Origin of the sequence: Flavobacterium sinopsychrotolerans (genome assembly GCF_900110375.1) — a bacterium.
GTDB lineage: Bacteria > Bacteroidota > Bacteroidia > Flavobacteriales > Flavobacteriaceae > Flavobacterium > Flavobacterium sinopsychrotolerans.
This window is the reverse complement of the sequence record NZ_FODN01000001.1, coordinates 820,915-847,434: the sequence shown is the minus strand read 5'-3', so window position 1 is coordinate 847,434 and position 26,520 is coordinate 820,915. Positions and strand designations below refer to the sequence as shown.

General features: G+C 34.7%; 23 protein-coding genes. 8 read left to right on the top strand and 15 right to left on the bottom strand.

What is annotated here, in order from left to right; all coding sequences use genetic code 11:
• Positions 1-28: 28 nt before the first annotated feature.
• Positions 29-2,146 (bottom strand): glycoside hydrolase family 97 protein, encoded by a 2,118-nt coding sequence (locus tag BMX64_RS03805; RefSeq protein ID WP_091166404.1) that lies wholly within the window; start codon positions 2,144-2,146, stop codon positions 29-31.
• Between the two features lie 296 nt (positions 2,147-2,442).
• A complete protein-coding gene (locus BMX64_RS03800; RefSeq protein ID WP_091166403.1) occupies positions 2,443-4,089 on the bottom strand; it encodes a DUF6377 domain-containing protein in 1,647 nt (548 codons plus the stop codon).
• A 239-nt stretch (positions 4,090-4,328) separates the two neighbouring features.
• On the opposite strand from BMX64_RS03800, the gene hflX reads away from it, so the two are divergent.
• From hflX to BMX64_RS03785, 3 genes are all read left to right on the top strand, one after another.
• Positions 4,329-5,579, top strand: coding sequence for a GTPase HflX (hflX, locus tag BMX64_RS03795; RefSeq protein WP_091166402.1), 1,251 nt, complete (start codon positions 4,329-4,331; stop codon positions 5,577-5,579).
• Positions 5,580-5,953: 374 nt separating this feature from the next.
• Positions 5,954-7,336, top strand: coding sequence for a hypothetical protein (locus BMX64_RS03790; protein WP_091166401.1), 1,383 nt, complete (start codon positions 5,954-5,956; stop codon positions 7,334-7,336).
• A 205-nt stretch (positions 7,337-7,541) separates the two neighbouring features.
• On the top strand, positions 7,542-8,147 hold the full coding sequence (locus BMX64_RS03785) for an REP-associated tyrosine transposase (protein WP_091166400.1): 606 nt from the start codon (positions 7,542-7,544) through the stop codon (positions 8,145-8,147).
• Between the two features lie 104 nt (positions 8,148-8,251).
• Here BMX64_RS03785 and BMX64_RS03780 read toward each other — a convergent pair whose 3' ends face one another.
• From BMX64_RS03780 to BMX64_RS03745, 8 genes are all read right to left on the bottom strand, one after another.
• On the bottom strand, positions 8,252-9,100 hold the full coding sequence (locus BMX64_RS03780; protein WP_091166399.1) for a DUF3078 domain-containing protein: 849 nt from the start codon (positions 9,098-9,100) through the stop codon (positions 8,252-8,254).
• A 47-nt stretch (positions 9,101-9,147) separates the two neighbouring features.
• Positions 9,148-9,663 carry a DUF2480 family protein gene (locus tag BMX64_RS03775; RefSeq protein ID WP_091166398.1) on the bottom strand — a complete coding sequence of 172 codons (516 nt, stop codon included), beginning with the start codon at positions 9,661-9,663 and terminating at the stop codon, positions 9,148-9,150.
• A gap of 9 nt (positions 9,664-9,672) precedes the next feature.
• Positions 9,673-11,505, bottom strand: a complete 1,833-nt coding sequence (locus tag BMX64_RS03770; protein WP_091166397.1) for an ABC transporter ATP-binding protein — start codon at positions 11,503-11,505, stop codon at positions 9,673-9,675.
• Between the two features lies 1 nt (position 11,506).
• Positions 11,507-11,830: an SUF system Fe-S cluster assembly protein gene (locus tag BMX64_RS03765; RefSeq protein WP_091166396.1), complete on the bottom strand. Its 324-nt coding sequence runs from the start codon at positions 11,828-11,830 to the stop codon at positions 11,507-11,509.
• A gap of 127 nt (positions 11,831-11,957) precedes the next feature.
• Complete coding sequence (locus BMX64_RS03760; RefSeq protein ID WP_091166395.1) at positions 11,958-12,365, bottom strand: GxxExxY protein; 408 nt, start codon at positions 12,363-12,365, stop codon at positions 11,958-11,960.
• A gap of 73 nt (positions 12,366-12,438) precedes the next feature.
• Positions 12,439-12,858: a SufE family protein gene (locus tag BMX64_RS03755; RefSeq protein WP_091166394.1), complete on the bottom strand. Its 420-nt coding sequence runs from the start codon at positions 12,856-12,858 to the stop codon at positions 12,439-12,441.
• A 23-nt stretch (positions 12,859-12,881) separates the two neighbouring features.
• Positions 12,882-13,313 carry a hypothetical protein gene (locus BMX64_RS03750; protein ID WP_091166393.1) on the bottom strand — a complete coding sequence of 144 codons (432 nt, stop codon included), beginning with the start codon at positions 13,311-13,313 and terminating at the stop codon, positions 12,882-12,884.
• A 22-nt stretch (positions 13,314-13,335) separates the two neighbouring features.
• Positions 13,336-14,550: an aminotransferase class V-fold PLP-dependent enzyme gene (locus tag BMX64_RS03745; protein ID WP_091166392.1), complete on the bottom strand. Its 1,215-nt coding sequence runs from the start codon at positions 14,548-14,550 to the stop codon at positions 13,336-13,338.
• A 429-nt stretch (positions 14,551-14,979) separates the two neighbouring features.
• Here BMX64_RS03745 and BMX64_RS03740 point away from each other — a divergent pair, with 429 nt between their 5' ends.
• Together BMX64_RS03740 and BMX64_RS03735 are read left to right on the top strand one after the other, a co-directional pair.
• Complete coding sequence (locus tag BMX64_RS03740; RefSeq protein WP_091166391.1) at positions 14,980-16,326, top strand: serine hydrolase domain-containing protein; 1,347 nt, start codon at positions 14,980-14,982, stop codon at positions 16,324-16,326.
• A 76-nt stretch (positions 16,327-16,402) separates the two neighbouring features.
• Positions 16,403-17,095, top strand: coding sequence for a hypothetical protein (locus BMX64_RS03735; RefSeq protein ID WP_091166390.1), 693 nt, complete (start codon positions 16,403-16,405; stop codon positions 17,093-17,095).
• A 200-nt stretch (positions 17,096-17,295) separates the two neighbouring features.
• On the opposite strand, the gene sufD is transcribed toward BMX64_RS03735, so the two are convergent.
• From sufD to BMX64_RS03710, 5 genes are all read right to left on the bottom strand, one after another.
• On the bottom strand, positions 17,296-18,612 hold the full coding sequence (sufD, locus tag BMX64_RS03730) for a Fe-S cluster assembly protein SufD (RefSeq protein ID WP_091166389.1): 1,317 nt from the start codon (positions 18,610-18,612) through the stop codon (positions 17,296-17,298).
• A gap of 81 nt (positions 18,613-18,693) precedes the next feature.
• Positions 18,694-19,446, bottom strand: coding sequence for a Fe-S cluster assembly ATPase SufC (gene sufC, locus BMX64_RS03725; RefSeq protein WP_091166388.1), 753 nt, complete (start codon positions 19,444-19,446; stop codon positions 18,694-18,696).
• 36 nt (positions 19,447-19,482) lie between these two features.
• Positions 19,483-19,971, bottom strand: a complete 489-nt coding sequence (locus BMX64_RS03720; RefSeq protein WP_091166387.1) for a flavodoxin family protein — start codon at positions 19,969-19,971, stop codon at positions 19,483-19,485.
• 7 nt (positions 19,972-19,978) lie between these two features.
• Positions 19,979-21,427 (bottom strand): Fe-S cluster assembly protein SufB, encoded by a 1,449-nt coding sequence (gene sufB, locus BMX64_RS03715; protein WP_091166556.1) that lies wholly within the window; start codon positions 21,425-21,427, stop codon positions 19,979-19,981.
• A gap of 72 nt (positions 21,428-21,499) precedes the next feature.
• Positions 21,500-21,829 carry a HesB/IscA family protein gene (locus BMX64_RS03710; RefSeq protein ID WP_091166386.1) on the bottom strand — a complete coding sequence of 110 codons (330 nt, stop codon included), beginning with the start codon at positions 21,827-21,829 and terminating at the stop codon, positions 21,500-21,502.
• Positions 21,830-21,997: 168 nt separating this feature from the next.
• Here BMX64_RS03710 and BMX64_RS03705 point away from each other — a divergent pair, with 168 nt between their 5' ends.
• The 3 genes from BMX64_RS03705 (at position 21,998) to BMX64_RS03695 (ending at position 26,497) form a co-directional block, all read left to right on the top strand.
• Positions 21,998-22,858 (top strand): MBL fold metallo-hydrolase, encoded by an 861-nt coding sequence (locus BMX64_RS03705; RefSeq protein ID WP_091166385.1) that lies wholly within the window; start codon positions 21,998-22,000, stop codon positions 22,856-22,858.
• Positions 22,859-22,932: 74 nt separating this feature from the next.
• Positions 22,933-24,561, top strand: coding sequence for a S8 family peptidase (locus tag BMX64_RS03700; RefSeq protein ID WP_091166384.1), 1,629 nt, complete (start codon positions 22,933-22,935; stop codon positions 24,559-24,561).
• Positions 24,562-24,622: 61 nt separating this feature from the next.
• Positions 24,623-26,497, top strand: a complete 1,875-nt coding sequence (locus BMX64_RS03695) for a M1 family metallopeptidase (protein WP_091166555.1) — start codon at positions 24,623-24,625, stop codon at positions 26,495-26,497.
• The last annotated feature ends 23 nt before the right edge of the window (positions 26,498-26,520 follow it).

The following is a 26,520-nucleotide window of genomic DNA, read 5'->3' as shown; positions in this document are numbered from 1 at the left end:
GTCTATTTAGACAGCCTTTTATAGTTAGTTACTTTTTGATTTCAATGATGCTTATCGCATAACCTCCACCCGGAGCACTTAGCTGGGTTAACTTCGATTGGTTCGTTACTTTTATTTTACGAATAGTATAGGCTTGTGGATTTGTTTTATAATGCGCATCTTTTGCATCTGCATAAATCGTTGCCTCATATTTTTTTCCTTTTTCCAAGAAATCAAATTTGATTGTTGAGGTACGAGAAGTATCGCCATTGACATTACCGATAAACCAATTGTTAGTCACTTTTGCTTTACGCGCAACGGTAACATATTGACCAGGTTCTGCTTCAAGGTATTTACTGTCCGACCAATCTACTGCTACATCTTTGATAAACTGGAACGCATCTGGAAAACGGTCATAATTTTCAGGAGTATCCGCTGCCATTTGCAACGGGCTGTACATGGTTACATACAATGCCAGTTGATTTGCAATCGTACTGTTTACATGAGAATGATTATCTGGATTCAATTTACTCAAATCCATTTCAAAAATTCCAGGAGTGTAATCCATCGGTCCGCCCACTAAACGTGTAAAAGGCAACACCGTCACGTGATTTGGTTTAGAACCACCAAAAGATTGATATTCTGTTCCTCTTGCAGCTTCGTTACCAATTAAGTTTGGGTATGTTCTTGCAATTCCTGTAGGACGAACTGCCTCATGCGCATTCACCATAATTTTATAATCAGCTGCTTTTTCAATAGCATATTGATAATGGTTATTCATAAATTGGTTATAATGATTTCCACCGTTTTCAATGATAGAACCAACATAACCACTTTTTACAGCATCGTATCCGTTGTCTTTCATGAACTGATAGGCTTTATCCATGTGACGCTCGTAGTTACGTACCGATCCCGAAGTTTCATGGTGCATCATCATTTTTACACCTTTTGATTTGGCATATTCATGCAAACCTTTGACATCAAAATCAGGGTACGGAGTCAGAAAATCAAAAACATAATCTTTAGAATGACCAAACCAGTCTTCCCAACCTTCATTCCAACCTTCAACTAAAACCGCATCAAAACCATGTTTCGCTGCAAAATCAATGTATTTTTTCACATTGGCGTTATTTGCACCATGTTTACCGTTTGACTTCGCTTTTGAAAAATCAGTTACGCCAAGTTGTACCGTAGGAAATTCATCCGTATACGCCCAAGAACTTTTTCCGGTGATCATTTCCCACCAAACACCCACATATTTAACGGGTTTTATCCATGACGTATCGTCAATTTTGCTAGGGTCATTTAAGTTCAACGTCATTTTTGAAGCCAAAATTTCTCTGGCATCATCACTAACAATTATGGTACGCCAAGGCGAATGATTTGGAGCCTGCATGTATCCTTTGTCTCCTTTTGCATCTGGTGTCAACCAAGATTCGAAAACCATGGTTGCATCATCCAAATTCAAATGCATGCAAGAATAATTGATTAATGCAGCTTCATGTAAATTGATATACAATCCGTCAGCTGTTTTTAGCATTAGCGAAGTTTGAACTCCTGTCGTGGAAAAAGAAGTTTGCGACACATTGGCCGTTTTTGCCTTTTCAGCTAATCCTCTGATTTCAGATAATTTTGAAGTGGTATAATCATATTCTTGGGTATCATAATCACCCGGAATCCAAAAAGCAGTATGATCTCCTGCCATGGCAAACTGAGTTCTTTCCTCTTTGATTACAAAATAAGTAAGGTTTTTTTGCGAAGGGAATTCATAACGAAATCCTAGACCATCGTCAAACAAACGGAAACGAATCACAATTTGTCTTTCGGTTTCTTTTTGGTTTAAGGTTACTGCTAATTCGTTATAATGATTGCGAATGGAGGCTACTTCTCCCCAAACCGGTTTCCAGCTTTCATCAAAAGTTGTAGTTTTTGTATCAACAACAGTGAAATCATTTAACAACGATTTTTTGTCATTTTTTAACTCAAGACCCAATTTACTTGGTTTCACAACGGCTTTATTTTTGTAATTTAAACTGTAACTTGGAGTTCCATCATTTTGTAAGGAGAACTCCATTAAAAATTTTCCATTTGGGGATTTTAACTGCTGCGATTTTACAGGGCTAAAAAATGCGAGCCAGATTAGGGCTGTGAAAAGAAATTGCTTCATTTTTTAAAATATAAATTAATTTTTCAGGTTTGGTAATAGAATATGATTTTACGAAATCGATTTATTGAAAATGCAACGTTTTCCATATTTCGAAAAGGTAAAAGTAAACGCTTTACACACTACATATTTTTGTCATCATAAAAAAGTAGATTGTATTTCTCTTTTTTAAATGCAAGATACTGAATAACTGTTTATTATGTAAATTTAGTATTTAAAAAAAGTGGTAGATTTATAATAAAAAAGTGGTCTTTGAGATTGTTTTAATCCCAAAGACCTCCTTGAAAAACAGGATTTTTCTATTTTAGATTGGTTCCAATCCGCATTACTTTGGCCTCAAAATCTTCTCTTGGACCCGCTGCTTTGTTTTTGAGTTGCGAACGGTAATTGTAAATTGTGGATACCGAATACCGAAGAAATGTCGAAATTTTTGCACTGTCTTTAATGCCCAAACGGATGAGTGCAAAGATTCGGAGTTCCGTATTCAGTAGTTCGCCTTCCTTCAATTGTATCGCTTCTTTATCAATCAACAAATCGCTGAATTCTGGTATGAAATTAGGAAAGAGTTGCAGGAAAGTCTTGTCGAAATTCGTGAGAAATGCAGCCAGTTCATTTTCGACAAATTGTTTTGATTTTACGGCACTGATTAAGTCATTCATTTTTCCCGTTGTTGCCATCACATTCAATTTTCGGCGGTATTCGTCTAACTTGCCGATGTAATCTGAACACTGATCCATGTAACGGCCAATGTATATTTCTTTCAAAAGATTGGCTTCGGTCAGCGTATAATTCGTCTCGTTTAACTTCTCATTGAAAGTATTTAGTTCAGTATTCAACTCCGAAAGCTTACTGTTGGCCAAACTTAAATCCTGCTTTGCTTTGGATAATTTTTTCATTTGCTTAAAAAGTAAAAAAAGCACCGCCAACAAGAACACGGATAAGATACTCACACTTATTAAAAACAATACCAACTGAAATCGATTGGTTTCATTTTGTTTTTGATACGCTTCGTTGATAATGGGCAACATCTTAGATATTTCATAGGTTCGTAGGCGTGCATTACAGAAAAGGGCATCTTCAAGCGAGCGTTTTATGTATTTGTAAGCGCGGTCAATAGCTCCGTTTTCATACATCAGAAAAGCCAACGAACGCAACGAAATATATTCTTTCTTGGCCAATTGCAAATCGGAAATAGCCGAAATAGTCAACCATTTTTTCTCCTGATTAAAGTCTTTTTTTTGGCGATACGCCTGTGAAATAATGTAGGCAATAACCGCTCGATCATCACTGTTGTGAGCAATTTTCGGGAAATAGTTCAGTAATAAAGTCAGTGTTTCCTTGTGTTTTCCGGCATCAAGAAGCGTACTGGATTTCGCCATAATATAGGCGCTTGATTGTGGTTTGTAATAGTTTAAAGAAGAATCACGGTACTTTTTTGTTAAAACAATATACTTCTTTTTTTCCTGAAGCGAAGCCGCATAATCAGACATATAGCCATAAACGGCGCTATTTACGGTGAAATAATAACCTTTTAATTCGGGTGAAGTAGTGATGTTGATTCGATTAAGAATGTCGGTTGCTTCCTTGTACATTCCTAATGTTCCCATGATGGACGCTAGATTTAATCGGGCATGATTTAGCTTTTCAATGTCATTTAGTTTTTCGGCAATTTGAAAACTCTTTCGAGCGTAAATCAACGCGGAATCCGATTGATACGATTTATATTCCGCATACAATTTTCCGTAAACATCATATTTTTGAATATCGGTAGAAGAAGAAGGCAGCAGTTCTTTGAGTTTGTTGATTTGAATCTCTTTTTTATCTGAATACAATTGGTAATCCTCAACTGTTTGATCCAATTCCTGCAATAATTGTTCAGAATTATTTTGGGCAAAAAGAAAAACAGGAAGCAGTAACGCAATAAGTACAGTCAAAAAGCGATTCATTCAAATGGTATTAAATTGCTGTAAAAATAATTAAAAATCCAATGGAACTGCTATAGTAAGCATGGCAAACGTATTTGATTTTCAAATTCGGCAAATTTGCTAATTTCTTTCGGGGCTTGTTTGGTCTAATATGGCGTTCGACCAAAATACTATCATTATTCACACGTTATGATTTTTTTATAAACCCAGAACTCAATAAGTCCCTTACAAATCATTAAATTTGTAACTTATTCAAAAATATGTTAGAAAAAGAAGTAATAAATTTCGAAAAAACGGCTATAGTTGGTATTGTGACTCAAAACCAAAGTGAAGAGAAACTAAACGAATATCTTGACGAATTGGAGTTTTTGACTTTTACCGCAGGAGGTCAAGTGGTGAAACGTTTTTCGCAAAAAATGGAACGTCCTAATCCTAAAACTTTTGTAGGAACTGGAAAAATTGAAGAGATTCATCTTTTTGTAAAAGAAAATGATATCTCAACTTTGGTATTTGATGATGAATTATCGCCTTCACAACAAAAAAATATATCTAAAATCATAACAGAATGTAAAATTCTGGATAGAACGCACCTTATCCTAGATATTTTTGCGCAACGTGCCGAGACTTCGTATGCAAGAACGCAGGTAGAATTAGCACAATGTATCTATATGTTGCCTCGATTATCGGGACTGTGGACACACCTTGAACGTCAAAAAGGGGGAATTGGAATGCGTGGACCTGGTGAAACAGAGATTGAGACAGACAGACGTATTGTAAGAGATAGAATCGCTTTATTGAAAGATAAAATCAAAGCAATCGACAAACAAATGGGAACGCAAAGAGGCAATCGCGGTTCCATGGTACGCGTGGCTCTGGTTGGGTATACTAATGTGGGGAAATCGACTTTGATGAATGCTGTTGGGAAAAGTGACGTTTTTGTAGAGAACAAACTTTTTGCAACTTTGGATACGACCGTTAGAAAAGTAGTTATCAAAAACCTGCCTTTCCTGCTTTCGGATACCGTAGGATTTATCAGGAAATTGCCAACACAACTGGTTGATTCTTTCAAAAGTACGCTGGATGAGGTTCGCGAAGCGGATTTGTTATTGCATGTAGTTGATATTTCGCATCCGGAATTTGAAGATCATATTGCATCCGTAAACCAAACGTTATTGGACATCAAGGCAAATGACAAACCGGTAATTATGGTTTTCAACAAAATCGATGCGTATAAGCATTTGACTATTGATGAAGATGATTTAATGACCGAAAAAACGCCAAGACATTACACGCTGGAAGAATGGAAAGCGACTTGGATGAGCAGAGTTGGAGAGCAAAATGCGTTATTCATTTCGGCTACCGAGAAAGAAAATTTCGAGGAATTTAGAGAACGCGTTTACGAAGCCGTAAGACAAATTCACATCACCCGTTTTCCGTACAATAAATTTTTATATCCGGATTATAAAGACGCGGTGGAAAAAGAAGACAAAGACGAAGAAGAAAACGAATAATTTTCTCGTAAACATAAAATACACAATCCCTTTTGATATTTTCAAAAGGGATTTTTTTTGGGCATGTCCCAGCTTGCTCTGCGTTACAGCTGCGTCAGGCTGTTCGCTGCAATCTTTTATGTAGTCCCGAATCTTCGGGACTACATAAAAGGATTTCCGCTGCCATCCTTCATGCGATTTAGCGATGACGATAATTTACAAATAAAAAGTCCATTTGATGATTTGTAAGATAATTATTAAAGTGTATATTTGAAAGTAATACGCTATGCAGTAGCGCCTATCCAAAAAAATAAGATGTACATGCGCTATTTTGTAGCGCCTATATACAAGTTGTGTGCAATTATAAAATCTGTGCAAAATACAAATATGTAATTATGAAAGAAATTTTATCAGTAGGTTATCAATTACCAACAAACGAGGATGATTATATTTCAATTGATAGCCAAAAATCTCTTTCGGATGCTGATTTAGTTATTTTTTGTCCTGATTTTAAAGATACTTTTGATGATTATAATGAAAATAATTATAGAGGTAAAAGATCATATAATCTTAATACTTCAACTAGAATTGTTGATTCAATTAAACATTGGAGAAAAGAATTAGGTTCTTACTTAAAAAGCGGTAGAAATCTATTTGTACTTTTAAAATATAAAGATGAATTTTATATCGATAGTGGCCAAAGACAAACAAGTGGAACTGGAAGAAATCAAAAAGTGACTAATTTAGTTGAATTACAAAATAACTATAAAGCACTTCCATTTGAACTTGAGGTTCATAATTCAAATGGCAAGAAAATAGTCTGTCAAAATGAATTAATTAAACCGTTTTTTAAAACTTTTGAAAAAGACTTAACTTTCGAAGCATATATTGAATCACAAGAATCTTATACGGAATTACTTAAAACAAAAACATTAGATAAACTTTTATCAATATCATTTAAAATGGAAGAAGGTAATGTTATAATTTTACCTTATTTAGATAATGACAAAGATGAGTTTTACGAAAAAGATGGAGAATGGACTAATAAGGCTATTATTTTTGGAAAAAAACTTTTAACTGGAATAATTGAAATTGACAAACAAATTTCTTCAAATGTAGAAAAAACAGTAAAACCTGATTGGCTCAATGACAAAGAATTAAGTTTGAAAAAAGCTGAAATCACCCAAGAATTATTGGGTAATGTTAATTCATCCATAAAGGAACTTGAGCAAGAAAAAGAAAGATTAGAGATAGTTTTTAAGAATGACGAAATATATAAAGATCTTTTATTTGAAACAGGAAAACCATTAGAAATCGCTGTAATAAAAGCATTAGAAATAATAGGATACACAGCTGCCAATTTCGATGATGGAGTTTTAGAATTAGATCAAGTTATAACTTCTCCAGAAAACGTTAGATACATTGGTGAATGTGAAGGAAAAGATAGCAAATCAATAGATATTGGAAAGTTCCGACAACTTCAAGACTCATTAAATGAAGATTTTGAACGTGCAGAAGTTGAAGAAAAAGCATTTGGATTATTATTTGGAAATCCTCATAGATTAATTCAAATAGAAAAAAGAAAAGAATTCTTTACTCAAAAATGTATTAAAGGTGCTGAAAGAGAAAAAATAGGTTTAATAAAAACTATAGATCTTTTCTTCATTTGTCAGTACCTAACAGCTAATGATAATAATGATTTTAAAATAGAATGTAGGAAGTCAATTCAAGATGGATTAGGTTCAATAATTAATTTTCCAAAAATTCCCATAAAATAACAGCACACAACAGCCATTTTGAGCTAACTGGAACCCACTAGCGCTCGTTTGTCCACGTTCTCTGGTGCTCGTCTGTGACGAGTACCTACTTAAATTAAGAAACAAATTATAGCGTTTGCAACGCGGATCGCTAAAACCGGAGTACCTTTAAATAACTATACGACTGTTTTATAGTAGAGTTTCTTAAAATCAATATTTGAAAAAAATGTCTGAGAATTACAAAGTTATCGATAGTACAGTGCCTACTTTTATTACAATAACAGTTGTAGACTGGGTAGATTTATTGGTACGACCTAATTATTGTAGTATTTTAGACGAATCCTTAAATTATTGTATCAAGGAAAAAGGATTGAGTGTGCATGCTTATGTATACATGACTAGTCACATTCATTTAATTGTAACAGCATTTGATGGTGAGCTGCAAAATGTTATTCGAGATTTTAAAAAATTCACCTCAAAAAAACTGGTACAAGCAATAAAAGAACACCCTGAAAGCAGGCGAGAATGGCTGTTACGAAAATTTAGTTTTGAAGCTCAAAAATCAGGAAGAGCTAAAAATTATAAAGTATGGCAAGATGGTTTTCATCCCGTTATATTGGATACTTTGGAAAAAATAGAACAGCGTCTAAAGTATATTCATTATAATCCTGTTGAAGCCGAAATCGTTTTTCATGAAAGAGATTATGTAAACAGTAGTTATAGAAATTATGAAGAAGACAATACTGTTTTTTGTAATGTAAATGTCGAACCTTTATGGCAATCTGTTTATATTAACCGCGTTGCAAACGCTTTATTTAGTTCACACAAGTAAGTAGGTACTCGTTGCAAACGAGCACCAGAGTACAGAGACACTACACAACAAAAAAAAGACCTTTAGAAATTTCTAAAGGTCTTTTTTTATAAGAATGTATTTTCTTAGAAACCGTAATTAACACCTAATCCAAATACTTCTCTAACCTGAACGGCTTGAATCGAATTGTCATCATAAATGGCTTGTACCGCTACGTTAGCCGACAAGTATTTATTGATTTTCATGATGACATTCATTTGGTAATCGATATCAACGTTTTGAGGATTGTCTAAATAATTGGAATATAAATTCAGTCGGTTTTCTACAGATACATTTGTCATGATATTGAATTTATAGTATGCCGTAATACTGGCTCCAAACTCAAATCGAGTAGAATCGCCTTGCAATACTCCAAAAGAAGGACCAAATTCTGTAAAATGAGGGTGAACGATAATTAGTTTTGCTGTCGCAGGAGAAAAATTGACACTCAAATTATTACTTTTTTTCCACAGCATTCCTGGTCCCAACTGGAAATAAGCCGGAGAGAAAAAATGCGATATTTTATCATCATTTTTGTCTAAACCTGTGTCCATTTGAGTCTTGAAATTAAAAAACATCGAATAGTACCATTGTCCTTTGGCCTTCTTTCCCCAAAGAGAATTCAGTTCCAGACGATCGTCTGTTTTTGCGGTTTTTTCGTCTCCTTTTATTTTGGTTAGGCCGTACGCTAAAATAAATTTGTTATCCCAAACGATATCTTCCTTTTTATAATTGAAGTCATAATTCAGTCCAAAATTCCCCGCAATATTCGAAGTTCCACCACCCAGCCATTGCTTATTATATGCCGATTGATTAAAAAGCAGTGAGATGTTTCCTTTTTTGGTCCAATACTTAGTCGTGTCTGTTGCCGTTTCTTGTGCAGCAGCAGAAAGCACTGCAAAAAGAAACACTACAGAAAAAGCTATTTTTTTCATGTTTTATAATTTAAATACATTTTAAAGTATTCCTAAACGTAAATATATTATCCCTTTTTAGGTGCTTTGTATAATGGAACGGCAGAGCATGCTTCGCCATACATTATACTTCGTGCAAAAGGTTGCAAGTAATGCGCTGCTAATACATAAGCCCGCATCGGAACCGGTTTTCTGGAGCATCCTTTTATAATAACAGGCTTATTTTCATAAACCGAATAATCAATTTTAGGCAATAATTCTTCATAGAGTGAAGCGTCTAAATCTTCCAAAGTTCCATTGATGATTTTCTTTGCAAATGGCGCTAGTTGAATCGCCACTAAAATTGAAGCCCAAGCCGGAACAATAGCATCGGTACTGCAATCAATAGCTACATATTGATCTTGATATTGTGACCAATCGTGATTTTTCAATTCCTCTCTAAAGTCTTTTTCTTTCAATAAAAAACCTTCCAAAAGCCATTGCGAAATATCGATTTGCGTGCGAATTGCTTTTGGATAATAATCTTCGAGATCGAAAACTTCCAAAACACTATTCGCAACTTTATTTATTATTTCATCTTCCATACCATTTTTTTATAGATAGCCTTCAGCCTGCAGTGTGAACAGTTGGGCATATAATTTTTTATTTTCCATTAACTCATTATGCGTTCCTGATTCTAAAATCTTACCTTCTTGTAAGACTAAAATACGGTCTGCCTGTCTCACAGTGCTAAATCTATGAGAGATTATTACACTGGTTTTATCTTTTATTAATCCTATAAATCGTTCAAAAACTTCGCTTTCAGCTTTGGCATCCAGTGCCGATGTGGGCTCGTCTAGAATCATAACCTCAGCGTTTTTCATGTAAGCCCGTGCCAATGCAATTTTTTGCCATTGTCCTCCGGATAGTTCCTGACCTTTGGCAAATCGTTTTCCTAGTTGTTGATCGTAGCCATACTTTAATTCAGAGACAACTTCGTTGGCCAAACTTAATTCAGCCGCTTTTTGTATTCGTTCGTAATCATTAATTTCATCAATTTTGCCGATGGCGATATTTTCTTTCACTGAAAATTCATACTTGAAAAAATCCTGAAAAAGGACTCCAAAATATTCCTGATAATCGGCCTTATTATATCGATTTATATTGATGCCGTCAAGCAAAATTTCACCCGATGTTGGCTCGTAAAACCGAAGCAGTAATTTAGTAAGTGTTGTTTTTCCAGCACCATTCTGCCCAACGAATGCTATTTTTTCTCCAGCTTTTATAACAAAACTAATGTCTTTTACTATTTGATTATCAGATTCCGGATAAGCAAAATAGACGTTTTTAAATTCAAATCCGATTTTGATTTTTTCTGGCAACGGAACCTCCTTTTCATTTTTATATTCGGACGGAATGTCAAGAAAATCAAAATAATCTTTCAGATATAAAGAGCTTTCGGATATCCGAGTAAATTTCGAAAAAAAATCTCGCAGACTACTCATTAAGCGATTGAAACTCCCGGATAAAAAAGTTAATTCACCAAGTGTAATTCCGCCCGAAAGAACTCTGTAAATTATAAAAACATATGCTGCATAATAACTAATTGATCCTAAAACATTAAATAAAAACCCATAACTGGAACGTTTTACAACGAGCGATTTATTTAATTTAAAATAACGCGTTGCAAGGGTTTCAAATCTTTCGACCAGAAAGCTAGTTAATCCAAAAAGCTTAATTTCCTTTGCCGTTTTATCATTAGCGCCAATAAATCTAAGGTAATCCAATTCCCTTCTTTCGGAAGTCCAGCTTCTAGCCAGCGAATATTGTTGTTGACTGAAACGTACTTCGTTAATAAAAGACGGAAAAATGCTTAAAATTAATAAGACAATTAAATAAGGTTCAAAATAAATCAATCCTATTACAAGCGAAAAGATAGAAATCGTAGTTTGTGCCTGACCTAAAACATTCGACATTAAATCGACACGACCTGCCGTTTGCGTTCTTGCTCGATCAAGCTTGTCATAAAATTCAGAATTTTCCAGCAGACTAATATCGATTTCATTAGTCTTTTTGATAATTTTAATCGAACTATTGATATTGTACTGATCTCCAAGAATTCCATCGGTAAGTGAAATTGCCCGACCTACCAAATCAGATAACACGACGAGTATAAACTCTATTGCTACAGAATGCCATAACGTAGAATAATCCTTTTCGCCGTGTGTTGTAATTTGGATGATGGCATCAAAAATGAGTTTTCCAACCCATAAAATTGCAACGGGCAACAAAGCCGCAACGATTCTGCAAAAAGCTGATGTCAAGAATAACGTTTTGTTAGTACGCCAAATTTCTTTGAAAAAGCGGGGTATAAAAAAAAGCGAATCAAAAGAAGATTTTAGTCCAATTTTTTGATCGTTTAAAGATTTGGGTTGAGTCCGCGCCATTTTAAAGCATTCCCAATTCTAATTTTGCTTCTTCGCTCATTAAATCTTTACTCCAAGGCGGATCAAAAGTTATTTCTACTTCAGCATCTTTTACATTCTCTAATGATTTTACTTTTTCTTCTACTTCTCTTGGTAAACTTTCTGCAACTGGGCAGTTTGGAGAGGTAAGTGTCATCAGTATTTTTACTTCATAATCCGTATTAACCATCACGTCATAAATCAATCCTAATTCGTAAATATCTACAGGAATCTCCGGATCGTAAATAGTCTTTAATATTTTTACGATTGATTCTCCTAATTCAGTGGTGTCTATTTCTTGTTCCATTGTTTGAGTGTTTTAACCATATAAGACATTGAAGGTCATTTAAGGTTTTTGTTTTGAATATTATATTAGTACTTTTTTTATTATTTAGCTTGATTAAATCTTATTTAAAGTCTGCTATTTTTGTTTTTTATTCATCCAGATGTCTATATCTTTCGTTGACATATGTTTTTTGTCCTTCTTTAAAAATATGTGTTACATTGAAATTTATCATTAATCCTATAGGAATTTCTAAAAGGTTCATATAGGTTAAAATTTGGGCTTCATGTATTGGTAAAACTTTTTCGACTGCTTTAAGTTCAACTACTAAACTTTTTTCAACCAATAAGTCACATCTTAATCCTGCTTCAAGTTCTAAACCTTTATAATAAACAGGAATTGTAAGTTCAGTTAGAAATTCAAAACCTCTAATTGTCAATTCTTTTTTTAAACAAGTATGATAAACACTTTCTAAAAGACCGGGACCAAGATGCTTATGTACTTCTATAGCACAACCATTAACCTGATACACTAAATCTTTTAAATATGTTTTGGTCATAAATTTTCCGTTTTTTTTATTCTGACTTATATGACCTTAAATGTCTTATATGGTTAAACGAATTAGTTTGAAATCAATTCTGCGTGTTGAACGCCAAAGCATACATTTTTATATTTTTTATCATCGATACCAATCCATTGGCGCGGGTGGGTGATAAATGTTCTTTCAAACCTATTTCGTCAATAAAATTCATGTCGGCTTCGAGAATATCAGATGCTTTTTGATTGGAAAAAGTCCTAATTAATATCGCAATAATTCCTTTGGTCAAAATGGCATCGCTATCGGCAGTGAAAACAATTTTGTCATCCGTTTGTTCTCCTTTCAACCACACTTTTGACTGGCAGCCTTTAATCAGATTGTTTTCGGTTTTGAATTCTTCTTTGATTAAAGGAAGTTTTTTTCCTAATTCGATGATGTATTCATAACGCTCCATCCAGTCGTCAAACATGGAGAACTCATCAACAATTTCCTCTTGTATCTCTTTAATTTTCATACTATGCTGAATTTATTTCAGTTTTATTCTTTAGCTAATGACGTTATTGTATCCACTAATTTCTTAATTTCTTTTGGTGGAAAACCATGATCAAAACTATCCGTTTCATAGGTTTTATCTTTGAAGGTGATTTTCAAATTGGCAATAGCCGCACCGTCATAAAAACGTTTTTCGGATGGTGCTTTTAATTTGGATAAACTATCCAATTCCACCTTTTTAAAACAATCCACTAATTCTTTCCAGTCGGCATCCGATATTTTTGTTGGTACCTCTTTATCATTTCCGTCTCTGTCTTTTGATACCGTCAGCATCTGATTTTTCACTGTTATTTTTTGATAAAAACCTCTGGTGTTCGCCGTGTATTCAATAACAGCGGTTTCAATATCTTGAGCTTTGGCGCTATCGCAACCGTTGCCCAGAAAAATAGTCAGAAATAATAAGGATAGAATTTTCATGTGTTGATATTTTTAATTTTTTTTAGGACAACATGAGTTGCGCTTTTTTAATAGCTTCAACCATAACATCAATTTCTTCTTTGGTATTATAAAAAGCAAATGATGCTCGTATAGTTCCCGGAATATTAAAGAAATTCATAATGGGTTGGGCGCAATGATGGCCTGTTCGTACTGCTATTCCTAATTTGTCAATTATGGTGCCAATGTCGTACGGATGAATACCTTCAATGTTAAACGAAATTACGGAAGTTTTTTCTTTGGCGGTGCCAAAAATCTTTAAACCTTCAATTTCCAATAATCGTTTCGTTCCGTATTCCAGCAATTCTTTTTCTTGTTGTTGAATGTTGTCAAAACCAACTTCATTCATATAATCAACGGCAGTTCCCAGAACAATTCCTCCGGCAATATTTGGTGTTCCTGCTTCAAATTTATGAGGCAACTCCGCATAAGTAGTTTTCTCGAAAGTCACTTCCTTAATCATTTCGCCTCCACCTTGATATGGCGGTAATTTATTCAACCAAGCTTCTTTTCCGTATAAAATTCCGGTTCCTGTTGGCCCACATATTTTATGTCCTGAAAAAACATAAAAATCACAATCCAATTCCTGAACATCAGGTTTTAAATGCGGAACCGCTTGCGCTCCGTCAATCAAAATCGCCGCGCCAACTTCATGTGCTTTGTCAATCATATATTTAATTGGATTGACCGTTCCCAGAGCATTCGAAATGTGATTTACAGTAACAACTTTGGTTTTATCCGAAAGTAATTTGTCATACTCTGACATAATCAGTTCGCCATCAAGATTCATTGGAATCACGCGCAAAGTCGCTCCCGTTTTCTCGCACAACATTTGCCAAGGCACAATATTGCTGTGGTGTTCCAATGCCGAAACTAAAACTTCATCGCCTGGTTTCAAAATCGAAGCAAATCCATTAGTAACTAAATTGATTCCATGCGTTGTTCCCGAAGTAAAAAGTACTTCATGAGCAAATTTTGCATTGATGTGATTTTGAAGTTTACCGCGTGAAATCTCGTACGCATCAGTTGCTAATTGACTTAACGTGTGAACGCCGCGATGTATATTAGCGTTGATTTCCTGATAATATTTTGAAATCGCATCAATCACCACTTGTGGTTTTTGCGAAGTAGCTCCGTTGTCAAAATAAACCAATGGTTTTCCGTTTACTTTTTGCGAAAGAATAGGGAAGTCGGCTCTAATTTTATTAATGTCTAACATTTTGTCGGCTTGTTTTTTTAATGTTTTTATTGGTCAAATTGATTGCCAATATTCAACATTTTTTTGACAGACTAAGTTGAAATTAGCCTTTCATTATTTAGAATTTTTCTAAATACAAAAGTAGTGAAATTGGAATTAATTTTTAGCAAACACTTGTTAATAAAAGTTATTACTATTTATGATTTAGAAAAATATAATACGACTTCAAACCTTACTTTTTGGTAAACCGGAAGATTTTATGAAACGATTTCTCTTTATAAATTTAACCATTAAGAAATTAAGAAAAATTAAGTGATAATTCTTAATGAAACTTAATTTCTTAATGGTTTAAATAAAAAATAGTTGTTCACAGAAAAATCACTTTACAGTCATTATTACTGTTTCAAAAATGTGGTTCTTTTTTATTAAATTGCTTCAAATTAATTCTCTATGAAAAAATTATTCAAGTTCGTTGGTTTTGCTTCTTTTATCGGAATCTTTTATGTTGGGTTCACTACTTATCCAAAACTGGATTTAATTTCTGGCTTTTCAGCCAAAAGTATCGCGTCAGGACATTTTATTGATAATCGTTCGCAAGAAATGATTGAGAAAGGTGACAATGATATCGACATGATTGATTTGGCCAAAAACAAAATTGAAGATGCCGGAAAGTTTGCCGTTGCTTCGGTTTATGGTTTGAAAGAACGAAAAGCAATTTACCGCGAAGGTTTGGGAGCGACTTTAATCAATGATGATTTTGATGTGTCAAAACCGTATTTGGTTCCCAAAAGAACAAAATTGAATAACAATTTACCTTTTCCGTATGGAAATAAGGAAGCTAAAGACACCATTTTTGCTAACGTTGATTATACTAAATTGAATGCGGCTGTCGCCAATGCTTTTGATGCAAAAGGGCAAATCAAAAAACGAACACGGACCCTATTAGTAATTTATAAAGACAAAATCATTGCCGAAAAATACAATACTGGTTTCGATAAAAACAGTAAAATTCTGGGTTGGTCGATGACCAAAAGTATCACGAGCGCTGTATTTGGAGTTTTGGAAAAACAAAGAAAATTTGACATTGATGCTCCTGCTCCAATCCCAGAATGGGCAAACGACGGACGAAAATTGATAACCACAAATGATTTGCTGCACATGAATTCCGGTTTACAATGGGTGGAGGATTATGCGACAATTTCGGATGCTACAAAAATGCTTTTCCAAGCCGAGGATATGACGCGTTCCCAACTTGAGAAACCAGCAGAGCATAAACCCAACACGCGATGGAATTACTCCTCAGGAACGACGAATTTACTTTCAGGTATTTTGCGAAAGCAATTCAAAACGCATCAAGAATATCTAGATTTTTGGTACAGTGCTTTGATTGATAAAATAGGAATGAATTCTATGGTTATCGAAACAGATATGGCTGGAAATTATGTGGGTTCATCCTACGGTTGGGCTACAACGAGAGATTGGTCAAAATTTGGGTTGTTGTATTTACATAACGGTAATTGGAACGGGGAACAAATTTTCAATGAAGGTTGGGCAAAATATACCGCAACACCTACGAATACTTCAGACGGAAGATACGGTGGACACTTTTGGCTCAATGCCGGCGGACATTTTCCCGATGTACCAAGAGATATGTATTATTGTAGCGGTTTTCAAGGGCAAATGGTGGCGATTATTCCGTCACTTGATTTAGTGATTGTTCGAATGGGCTTGAAAGAAGATCCTAATTTTGATTTTAATGGAATGTTGAAAGGGATTATTGGGAGTTTGAAGAAATAAAAATTAGCATATTTGTTAGTAGGGTTTATAAATATGCTTAAAATGTTATATATTGGTCTAATAAAACGATATTAACATGAAAAAAATTACTTTATTGGCATTGTTTACATTGCTATTTTCTTCCTTATTAATTACATCTTGTTCTAATGATGATTCTGTTTCTGATGATTCAAATGGGGTTTCGAGTGGCGATTATTGGCCTTTAGCTTTAAACAATCAATGGATTTATAATGAAAATGGTTCTGTAACTTCTCCTGTGAAAATCACAGGTGCAGATAATTTTGGAGGGACTACTTATTATCGTGTTTCAACGGAGAATGTCTATGATTTACAAGCTTGGGCGACTAAAAAAGGAGCGACTTATTTTTTAAGGACAGGAGAATATAATGCCAACGAAAATGGTGTTATTCTTAAAATGGAGGCTTATGAATTGCCAGTATTGAAAGATAATTTGGCGGTTGGTGAACAATGGAGTGGTACTGTTATTTCAAAGGTAAGTGTGACAAATGGTTCTTTTTCATCTGCTTTTGATGCATCTATAAAATATTTGGGAATTATTGTAGAAAAAGATGCAAGTATGACTGTCAATGGTAAGGTTTATGCGAGTGTTATTAAAATTAGTTTTAAACAAGAAGTAAGTTTTCAAGGTCAAACTACTATTACAGAATCGGTATATTGGTATGCAAAAGGAGTTGGACCAATAAAATCAATAAATACTATTGATGGAAGTACGGTAGAAAGTACTTTGGTTAGTTATATTATTAATTAAGGCAGAGATTTTTAAGCCCCGATAGAAATGAAAATCCTTTTTGAGGTTTTTACCGAAAAAAGAGTACTTCACCAATTTGATGTTTTATTTTGGTATTCAGTGAATTTCATTTGCAATGTATAGCGGGATTAGCTCCTAAAAAAAAACCCGAAAGATTTCTAAAATCTGTCGGGTTTTTTTATATCTGGTTTTGAATTATACTACAAATCAAATCCCAATTTCACCCCTAATTTTGTGGCGATAATTTTGGTGATACGCTGTTTTAATTCTGGTATTTTGATGTTTTCGATAACAGCATTCGAGAACGCATACATCAATAACGCTTTGGCTTCTTTTTTAGGGATTCCGCGTTGTTGCATGTAGAACATTGCTGTTTCGTCTAATTGTCCAACAGTACAACCGTGAGAACATTTTACGTCATCAGCAAAAATCTCCAATTGTGGTTTAGCATTTATAGTCGCTTTGTCACTCAATAAAATATTATTGCTTTTTTGGAATGCATTTGTTTTTTGAGCGTCTTTCTCTACGTACACTTTTCCGTTAAAAACTCCTGTAGAACGATCAGCATAGATTCCTTTATAATCTTGGAAACTTTCGCAATTTGGAGTCGAATGTTTCACCAAAGTATAATGGTCTACGTGTTGTTTTTCGCCAATAATCGTGATTCCGTTTAATGTGCTTGTCAATCGTTCTCCAAAGTGATAAAAATTCAAGTTGTTTCTCGTTAAGTTTCCTCCAAAAGAGAATGTATGAACCGAAACGTGACTTTCTTTTTGTTGAGAAACGTAGGTGTTATCTATTAAATTCGCTTCAAGCGTATCGTTTTGAATTTTGTAATAATCAACGATAGCGCGTTTTTGAGCAAAAATCTCGGTAACAGAATTCGTTAACACAGGATTTTCGTTTAAACTTTGATGGCGCTCGATAATTTGAACATGTGAATTTTCACCCACAATCACTAAGTTTCTTGGCTGAACCAAAAGAGCTGCTTCATTTCCTGTAGAGAAATACATGATTTCAATAGGTTTATCTGCTACTTTACTTTTTGGAATGTTGATATACGCTCCTTCAATGGCGAAAGCCGTATTCAAGGAAGTTAGACTTTCGTCTTTGTTGGCAATTTGGTTAAAATAAGAATCAATAACCATTTTGTATTTTGGTTTGGTCAATGCCGATGACATCAAGCAAACATCAATTCCTTCGTGTGTTGTTGACGATAAATGCGAACTGAAAACACCATCAATAAACACTACTTTATACGTATCTATTTCGTGTAAAAAATATTTTTTTACGTGGTTGAATTCAACTGCATTTTCTTGCTTTGGAAAAACGGTAAAGTCATTTTTTAAGATGGCATTTAGTGAAGTGTATTTCCAAGCTTCGTCTTTTTTGGTTGGGAAACCTTTATTTTCAAAGTTTTTTATGGCGGCAGTTCTCACGTCATGAAGTTCAGAGTGAACATCCACACGCTCTTCGAAAGCCATAAAAGACGATAGTAATTTTTCTTTTAATTCCATTTTTTTATTGTTTAAAGTTTAAGGTTTAAAAATTTAAAGTTATTCCGAGGTAACTTTAAACTTTAAACTTCAAACAAAATTTTAAGCTTCTTGTTCTTGTTTAATCCAGTCGTATCCTTTTTCTTCCAGTTCGTGCGCTAGTTCTTTTCCACCGGATTTTACAATTTTTCCGTTGTATAACACGTGAACGAAATCAGGGACGATATAATCTAATAATCTTTGGTAATGCGTAATTACTACGATGGCGTTTTTGTCACTTTTTAGTTTGTTAACACCATTGGCAACAATTCGTAACGCATCAATATCAAGACCAGAATCGGTTTCATCAAGGATAGCCAATTTTGGTTCCAGCATCGCCATTTGGAAAATTTCGTTACGTTTTTTCTCTCCACCAGAAAAACCTTCGTTTAGAGAACGAGATAAAAATTTACGGTCAATTTCTAATAATTCTGATTTTTCACGAATCACTTTCAGCATATCTTTAGCCGGCATTTCTTCCAGACCGTTTGCTTTACGAGTTTCGTTAATGGCAGTTCTCATGAAGTTGGTAACTGAAACTCCCGGAATTTCAACCGGATATTGGAACGAAAGAAAAACACCTTTATGTGCTCTTTCTTCTGGTGCCAATTCAGAAAGGTCTTCTCCGTCTAAAGAGATTTCTCCTTCGGTTACTTCGTAGTTTTCGTTTCCTGCAATGATTGACGCAAGGGTACTTTTTCCGGCTCCGTTTGGTCCCATAATCGCATGAATTTCTCCTGCTTTTACTTCAAGGTTAATCCCTTTCAATATTTCTTTGTCACCTATCGAGGCGTGTAAATTTTTTATACTTAACATTTGTTTCTTTAATTTTAAAAGGATTTAAATTCTCTTTTATTCTAAAATACTATTGATGTGTTCTTGGTCTTTTATTGTTTGATAGGACAAATGCTTTTCTCCTAAATATTTTATTCCTAAATAGTCCGCTGATAATCGAAAGGGTAAATAAAAATCATAATCCATTTGATCTTCATCAGAATTTGAAATTACAAACATATTTTTACCTCTTAATTTTCGACCTAATTCTTTTTCGATTCTGATCAAATCAGAAAATCGGTCAAAAAACACTTTCATTATTCCGCTCATTGCATACCAGTAAACAGGTGTTGCAAAAACAAGCGTGTCATATTTTTCAATAATTGAAGTTATTAAAGGCAAAAAATCATCGGCTCTATTTCCGCTTTCATAATCATAATAGGAAATAGAATAATCTCTTAAATTAATAACATCAGCATTTATTTGGGTGGAAATTTTACCAGCTATTTTTGAAGTATTTCCATTGCTTCTGGAAGAACCTACAATAATAACTTTCTTGTTTCCCATATTCAAATTATCCAACACTTCCCTCAAGAGAAATTTCTAATAATTTTTGTGCTTCTACTGCAAATTCCATTGGTAACTTATTCAATACATCTTTACTGAAACCGTTTACAATTAAAGCAATGGCTTTTTCAGTTGGAATTCCACGTTGGTTGCAATAGAAAACTTGGTCTTCGCCAATTTTACTTGTCGTAGCTTCATGTTCTATTTTTGCCGATGGATTTTTACTTTCGATATAAGGGAAAGTATGTGCGCCACAATTGTTCCCCATTAATAAGGAATCACATTGCGAAAAGTTTCTGGCGTTATCTGCGTTTGGTGAAATTCGTACCAAACCTCTATAACTATTTTGTGATTTTCCAGCAGAAATTCCTTTAGAAATAATGGTCGATTTAGTGTTTTTACCTAAATGGATCATTTTTGTTCCTGTATCGGCTTGTTGGAAATTATTGGTAACCGCAATCGAATAAAATTCGCCTGTTGAATTGTCTCCTTTTAATATAACAGAAGGATATTTCCAAGTTATAGCTGAACCGGTTTCTACTTGTGTCCAAGAAATTTTTGCGTTTTTCTCGCAGATTCCTCTTTTAGTAACAAAGTTGAAAACGCCACCTTTTCCTTCTTTGTTTCCAGGATACCAGTTTTGTACGGTTGAATATTTGATTTCGGCATCGTCCAAAGCGATTAGTTCCACTACAGCAGCGTGCAATTGATTTTCATCACGACTTGGTGCGGTACAACCTTCAAGGTAGCTTACATAACTGCCTTCGTCAGCAACTAATAATGTTCTTTCAAATTGTCCTGTTCCTGCTTGATTGATTCTAAAATAAGTTGAAAGTTCCATTGGGCAACGAACACCTTTTGGAATATAACAGAAAGATCCATCAGAGAAAACTGCTGAATTCAAAGCCGCATAAAAATTATCTTTTTGCGGTACAACTGTTCCTAAATATTTACGAACTAATTCTGGATGCTCTTTGATGGCTTCAGAAATACTCATGAAGATAATTCCTTTTTCGCCTAATGTTTTCTTGAATGTAGTCGCTACTGAAACTGAATCCACAACGATATCCATTGCTACATTATTCATCATTTTTTGCTCATCGACAGAGATACCTAACTTTTTGTACATTTCTAAAAGTTCCGGATCTACATCGTCCAATGTTTTATTGGGATCTACCGCTTTTGGAGCTGAATAATAGGAAATCGCCTGAAAATCAGGTTTAGTGTAATGCACATTTGCCCATTCTGGCTCTGTCATTTGCTCCCAAGCACGAAAAGCCTCCAGACGCCAATCGGTCATCCATTGTGGCTCTCCTTTTTTGTGCGAAATAGCGCGAACGATATCTTCATTTAAACCTACAGGAAACGTTTCCGATTCTAATTCGGTGTAAAATCCGTATTCGTATTCTTTATTTTCGAGTTCGATTTTTAAATCGTCTTCTGTATATTTTGACATAATTTTATTTTTTAAAACCATTAAGACTTAATTAGCGTAATTTCTTAATGGTTTAAATCTTTTGTTATTTGGTTATAGAGAAAATGATTCCCCGCAACCACATGTTCTATTCGCGTTTGGGTTATTGAAAACAAACCCTTTACCATTAATTCCTCCTGAGAATTCTAATATTGTTCCGGCTAAGTACAGAAAAGATTTTTTTTCAACAGCGATAGTGATATCGTTGTCTACAAAAATTTTATCGTCTTCGTTTTTTGTTTTATCAAATTTTAAATCATAAGACAATCCAGAACATCCGCCGCTTTTTACACCCACTCTTACGTAGTCGATTGCAGCGTCAAAACCATCATCTTGCATTAAATCGATGATTTTTTTTCTTGCTGTGTCAGAAACTTTTATCATAGCTTATATTGATTTTGTCTAAATTAAGGACAAAGATAGTGTATAAAATGCTTTTTCCATAATTGATAACATTTTTATAGCAAATGACAAAATAGAAAAAAGCTATTTGAAACCGTAAAAAGCATTTGAATTCCCTAACTTTGAGGCCTCTCAAAAAACAGAAAAACCATGAAACTATATCCCATAGAAACCGGAAATTTTAAATTGGATGGCGGCGCTATGTTCGGCGTGGTCCCAAAAACCATTTGGAACAAAACCAATCCAGCCGATGAAAATAACCTTATTGATATTGCGGCACGCTGTTTATTAATTGAAGATGGCAATCGATTGATTTTGATTGATACCGGAATGGGAAACAAGCAATCCGAGAAATTTTTTGGGTATTACTCGCTTTGGGGAACGCATTCCATGGATAAATCGTTGGCTAAATACGGTTTTCATCGCGATGATGTTACCGATGTTTTTATGACACATTTGCATTTTGACCATTGTGGTGGAAGCGTACAATGGAACGCTGACAAAACAGGATACGAACCTGCGTTTAAAAATGCTAAATTCTGGTCTAATGAAAATCACTGGGAATGGGCAACAAAACCTAATGCGAGAGAGAAAGCATCTTTTTTATCCGAAAATATTTTGCCGATGCAGGAAAGCGGACAGCTGAATTTCATCCAAAGACCCGAAGGAGATTTTCTTTCAACATCGGAATTGGGTTTTGGCATTTTCTTTGCTGATGGACACACCGAAAAGCAAATGATTCCGCATATACAATATAAGGATAAGACCATCGTTTTTTGCGCTGATTTATTGGCGACAGCCGGACATATTCCAATTCCGTATGTTATGGGATATGATACTCGACCGTTGTTAACGATGCCGGAAAAAGAAAAATTCATGAATGCGGCCGCCGATAACAATTATTATTTGTTCTTGGAACACGATGCGCATAATGAAATAATAACCGTACAAAAAACAGAAAAAGGAGTTCGGTTAGCAGAAGTTTTTACTTGCGAACAAATCTTAACATAGTGTTAATCTTAACGCCTTTTGTAACAAAAAAAATTATTTTAGACAAATATTTCAAAACTTAATAAAAATCCGAAATGAATACCATTAAACCTATTTACATTTCTGCTTTTGCACTTTTAGCATTAGTAGGATGTGGCGCTTCAAAACAAGTTTCAAATACTTCTACTTCAGGGCTCGTTGCCATAAGCGCCCCTTTGAACATTACAAAAAAGGCACCAATAACTGAAAATGACTTGAAGCGTTGGAGTCATTTAGATATTGTGTCAGATACCATTCCTGGAATGAGTGTTGACAAGGTATACGCTGAATTATTGAAAGGTAAAAAAGGCGTGCCAGTTATTGTTGGAATTGTAGATTCTGGTGTGGATATCGAACACGAAGATTTGAAATCGGTACTTTGGACCAATACGAAAGAAATTGCCGGAAACGGAATTGACGATGACAAAAACGGATATATCGATGATATTCACGGATGGAATTTTCTTGGGGACAGTACTAAAGAAAACTTGGAATACGAAAGAATCATCAAAGACAAAACTTTAGTTGATGATGCTACATATCAAGCGGCGAAAGCATTGAATGACAAAAAAGTTGCTGAAGCTGCTGCTGGGAAAACTCGTTCAGAGCAAATGCTAGAAACTATTGTTGCAGGTGATGCTGTTTTAGTGAAACATTTAGGTAAACCAGTTTATACAATTGAAGAAGTAAATGCAATTGTTTCGCAAGAACCGGCAACTCAAAAAAGTAAAGCAGCTATGCAACAAATGCTTTCTTATGGATTGCCAATTGCGGATCTAAAAGTTGCTGTTCAAAAACAATTAGACGATCAGGTTGCTCTTATAAACGGAGACAATCTGAAAACAGATTACCGTAAAGTAGTAGGAGATAATCCAAATGATATTACCGATACAAAATATGGAAATAATAATGTGATGGGACCAGACAAGAACGAAATTCTTCATGGAACGCACGTTGCCGGAATTGTTGCGCAAAGTAGAAACAACGTATTAGGCGGAGATGGTGTTGCTAATAATGTTCAAATTCTTACCGTTCGTGCAGTGCCAGACGGTGACGAGTATGATAAAGATATTGCACTTGGAATTCGTTACGCTGTTGATAATGGTGCCAAAGTAATCAACGGAAGTTTTGGAAAAAGTTTTTCTCCACACAAGCAATGGGTTTATGATGCTATAAAATATGCTGAGAAAAAAGATGTATTAATCGTTCACGCAGCTGGTAATGATGCAAAAGACATTGACTTTGCTGAAAATTTCCCTAATGATTCTGAAGATAAAGTAACCGAATTTGCTGATAATTTAATCACAATTGGTGCTTTGAATTTTGAATATGGAAATAAAGTTGTGGCTCGTTTTTCTAATATTGGGAAAATTAATGTTGACGTTTTTGCTCCTGGTGTAAAAATCTACGCAACAACTCCAAACAATACTTATAAATATTTACAAGGAACTTCAATGGCTGCACCAAATGCTGCCGGAGTTGCTGCACTAATCCGTTCGTACTATCCAAAATTATCAGCTAAACAAGTGAAGCATATTTTGATGGATTCAGGAATTGCCATTTCAACAGAGGTTATTGTTGGTGGAAAAGCAAATGATACGCGTTCTTTTACTACTCTGTCTAAATCAGGGAAAATAGTAAATGCCTACAATGCTTTGCTGATGGCAGAAAAAATGGCTAAATAATATTTAAACAATTCATTATATGGAAGGGCAATTTGTCCTTCCATTTTTATTTAAATCAAATATGAAAAAACTACTTTTATTCTCTTTTGTCACTTTGAGTTTCGGAACTATTTTTGCCCAAAACACTTCATATTGGCAACAGCATGTCGATTACAAAATGGATGTTTCCATGGATGTAAAAACATACCAATACAAAGGAAAACAAGAATTGGTTTACACCAATAATTCTCCTGATACTTTGAGAAAAGTATATTACCACCTATTCAATAATGCTTTTCAGCCCGGAAGCGAAATGGATGCAAGAATCCAAAGCATAAAAGATCCAGATGGCAGAATGGTCACCAAAGTAAAAGTTGGTGATAAAGAAGTCAAAGAAAGCCGCATTAAAAATTTGAAACCAAATGAAATTGGTTATTTGCGAATTTCTAATTTCAAACAAGACGGAGCAGTTGCTAATGCAAAAGAGATTGGGACTATTCTTGAAGTAACTTTGGCTAAGCCAATACTACCCAATTCCAAAACTACATTCACATTAGATTTTGATGGTCAGGTTCCCATTCAGATTCGTCGTTCCGGAAGAAATAATGCCGAAGGTGTCGAATTATCAATGGCACAATGGTATCCAAAACTAGCCGAATTTGATTTTGAAGGTTGGCATGCCGATCCTTACATCGCCAGAGAATTTCATGGCGTTTGGGGGAATTTTGACGTAAATATTACTATTGATAAAAACTACATTTTAGGTGGTACCGGATATTTGCAAAACAAAAACGAAATAGGTCACGGCTACCAAGACCAAGGTGTTGTTGTGTCTGTTCCAAAGAAAACTAAAACGTTGACTTGGCATTTTAATGCACCAATGGTTCATGATTTTACTTGGGCAGCTGATAAAAATTATATTCATGATATTGCCAAAGGCCCAAATGGGGTTGATATTCATTTCTTGTACAAAAACAATCCAAAATTTGTACAAAACTGGAAAGATTTACAGTCAAAAACAGTGCGGTTAATGGAGTTTTACAATAAAACAGTTGGCGATTATCCGTACAAACAATATTCTGTGATTCAGGGTGGCGATGGTGGAATGGAATATGCCATGTGTACGTTGATTTTAGGACAAGGGAGTTTTGAAGGATTATTAGGCGTAACCGCTCACGAAATGGCACACTCTTGGTTCCAGCATGTATTGGCTTCCAATGAATCAAAACACGGATGGATGGATGAGGGTTTTACTTCATTCCTTGAAGATTTAGGAATGAATGAAATTGCAGATAAAAAAGTAGAAAACCCATTTACGGGAGCGTATGCTGGATATTTTTCAATGGTAAATTCAGGAAAAGAATTACCACAAGGAACACATGCGGATCGTTTTGACGAAAATAGAGTGTACAGCATTACTTCGTATAGTAAAGGAGAACTTTTCCTGACACAATTGATGTATTTGATAGGGAAGGAAAATCTGATGAAAACTTTAAAAAAGTATTACAGCGATTTTAAATTCAAACATCCTACGCCAAATGATATTAAAAGATCTGCCGAAAGAATTACAGGAGCAAATCTGGATTGGTACTTGACGGATTGGACACAAACCACAAATACTATTGATTATGCAATCAATGATGTAAAAGAAAATGCAGATAAAACAACGGTTACTTTAGGAAGAATAGGCAGAATGCCAATGCCAATTGATTTATTAGTGGAGTACACAGATGGAACAATGGAAAGTTTTTACATCCCGTTGCGCATGATGAGTTTTGAAAAAGAAAACCCAAATCCTGCTGTAAAAAGAACAGTTTTGAATGATTGGGCTTGGGCGTACCCAACTTTTGAATTCAACATTGCTAAATCAAAAGCTTCCATCAAGAAAATAACTATTGATCCAAGTGGATTAATGGCTGACATCAAGAAGGAAAACAATACCTACGAATTAAAGTAATAATTTAAAGCCTTGAAAAGGGC

Bases quoted from the DNA above. Each gene is read 5' to 3' on its own strand.
- BMX64_RS03770 (WP_091166397.1), bottom strand. From the start codon at position 11,505: ATGGCGCGGACTCAACCCAAATCTTTAAACGATCAAAAAATTGGACTA.
- BMX64_RS03790 (WP_091166401.1), top strand. From the start codon at position 5,954: ATGAAAGAAATTTTATCAGTAGGTTATCAATTACCAACAAACGAGGAT.
- BMX64_RS03740 (WP_091166391.1), top strand. From the start codon at position 14,980: ATGAAAAAATTATTCAAGTTCGTTGGTTTTGCTTCTTTTATCGGAATC.
- BMX64_RS03710 (WP_091166386.1), bottom strand. From the start codon at position 21,829: ATGATAAAAGTTTCTGACACAGCAAGAAAAAAAATCATCGATTTAATG.
- BMX64_RS03705 (WP_091166385.1), top strand. From the start codon at position 21,998: ATGAAACTATATCCCATAGAAACCGGAAATTTTAAATTGGATGGCGGC.
- BMX64_RS03720 (WP_091166387.1), bottom strand. From the start codon at position 19,971: ATGGGAAACAAGAAAGTTATTATTGTAGGTTCTTCCAGAAGCAATGGA.
- BMX64_RS03775 (WP_091166398.1), bottom strand. From the start codon at position 9,663: ATGGAAGATGAAATAATAAATAAAGTTGCGAATAGTGTTTTGGAAGTT.
- BMX64_RS03780 (WP_091166399.1), bottom strand. From the start codon at position 9,100: ATGAAAAAAATAGCTTTTTCTGTAGTGTTTCTTTTTGCAGTGCTTTCT.
- sufB (WP_091166556.1), bottom strand. From the start codon at position 21,427: ATGTCAAAATATACAGAAGACGATTTAAAAATCGAACTCGAAAATAAA.
- BMX64_RS03700 (WP_091166384.1), top strand. From the start codon at position 22,933: ATGAATACCATTAAACCTATTTACATTTCTGCTTTTGCACTTTTAGCA.
- BMX64_RS03805 (WP_091166404.1), bottom strand. From the start codon at position 2,146: ATGAAGCAATTTCTTTTCACAGCCCTAATCTGGCTCGCATTTTTTAGC.
- BMX64_RS03750 (WP_091166393.1), bottom strand. From the start codon at position 13,313: ATGAAAATTCTATCCTTATTATTTCTGACTATTTTTCTGGGCAACGGT.
- BMX64_RS03745 (WP_091166392.1), bottom strand. From the start codon at position 14,550: ATGTTAGACATTAATAAAATTAGAGCCGACTTCCCTATTCTTTCGCAA.
- hflX (WP_091166402.1), top strand. From the start codon at position 4,329: ATGTTAGAAAAAGAAGTAATAAATTTCGAAAAAACGGCTATAGTTGGT.
- BMX64_RS03760 (WP_091166395.1), bottom strand. From the start codon at position 12,365: ATGACCAAAACATATTTAAAAGATTTAGTGTATCAGGTTAATGGTTGT.
- sufC (WP_091166388.1), bottom strand. From the start codon at position 19,446: ATGTTAAGTATAAAAAATTTACACGCCTCGATAGGTGACAAAGAAATA.
- BMX64_RS03785 (WP_091166400.1), top strand. From the start codon at position 7,542: ATGTCTGAGAATTACAAAGTTATCGATAGTACAGTGCCTACTTTTATT.
- BMX64_RS03735 (WP_091166390.1), top strand. From the start codon at position 16,403: ATGAAAAAAATTACTTTATTGGCATTGTTTACATTGCTATTTTCTTCC.
- BMX64_RS03695 (WP_091166555.1), top strand. From the start codon at position 24,623: ATGAAAAAACTACTTTTATTCTCTTTTGTCACTTTGAGTTTCGGAACT.
- BMX64_RS03755 (WP_091166394.1), bottom strand. From the start codon at position 12,858: ATGAAAATTAAAGAGATACAAGAGGAAATTGTTGATGAGTTCTCCATG.
- BMX64_RS03765 (WP_091166396.1), bottom strand. From the start codon at position 11,830: ATGGAACAAGAAATAGACACCACTGAATTAGGAGAATCAATCGTAAAA.
- BMX64_RS03800 (WP_091166403.1), bottom strand. From the start codon at position 4,089: ATGAATCGCTTTTTGACTGTACTTATTGCGTTACTGCTTCCTGTTTTT.
- sufD (WP_091166389.1), bottom strand. From the start codon at position 18,612: ATGGAATTAAAAGAAAAATTACTATCGTCTTTTATGGCTTTCGAAGAG.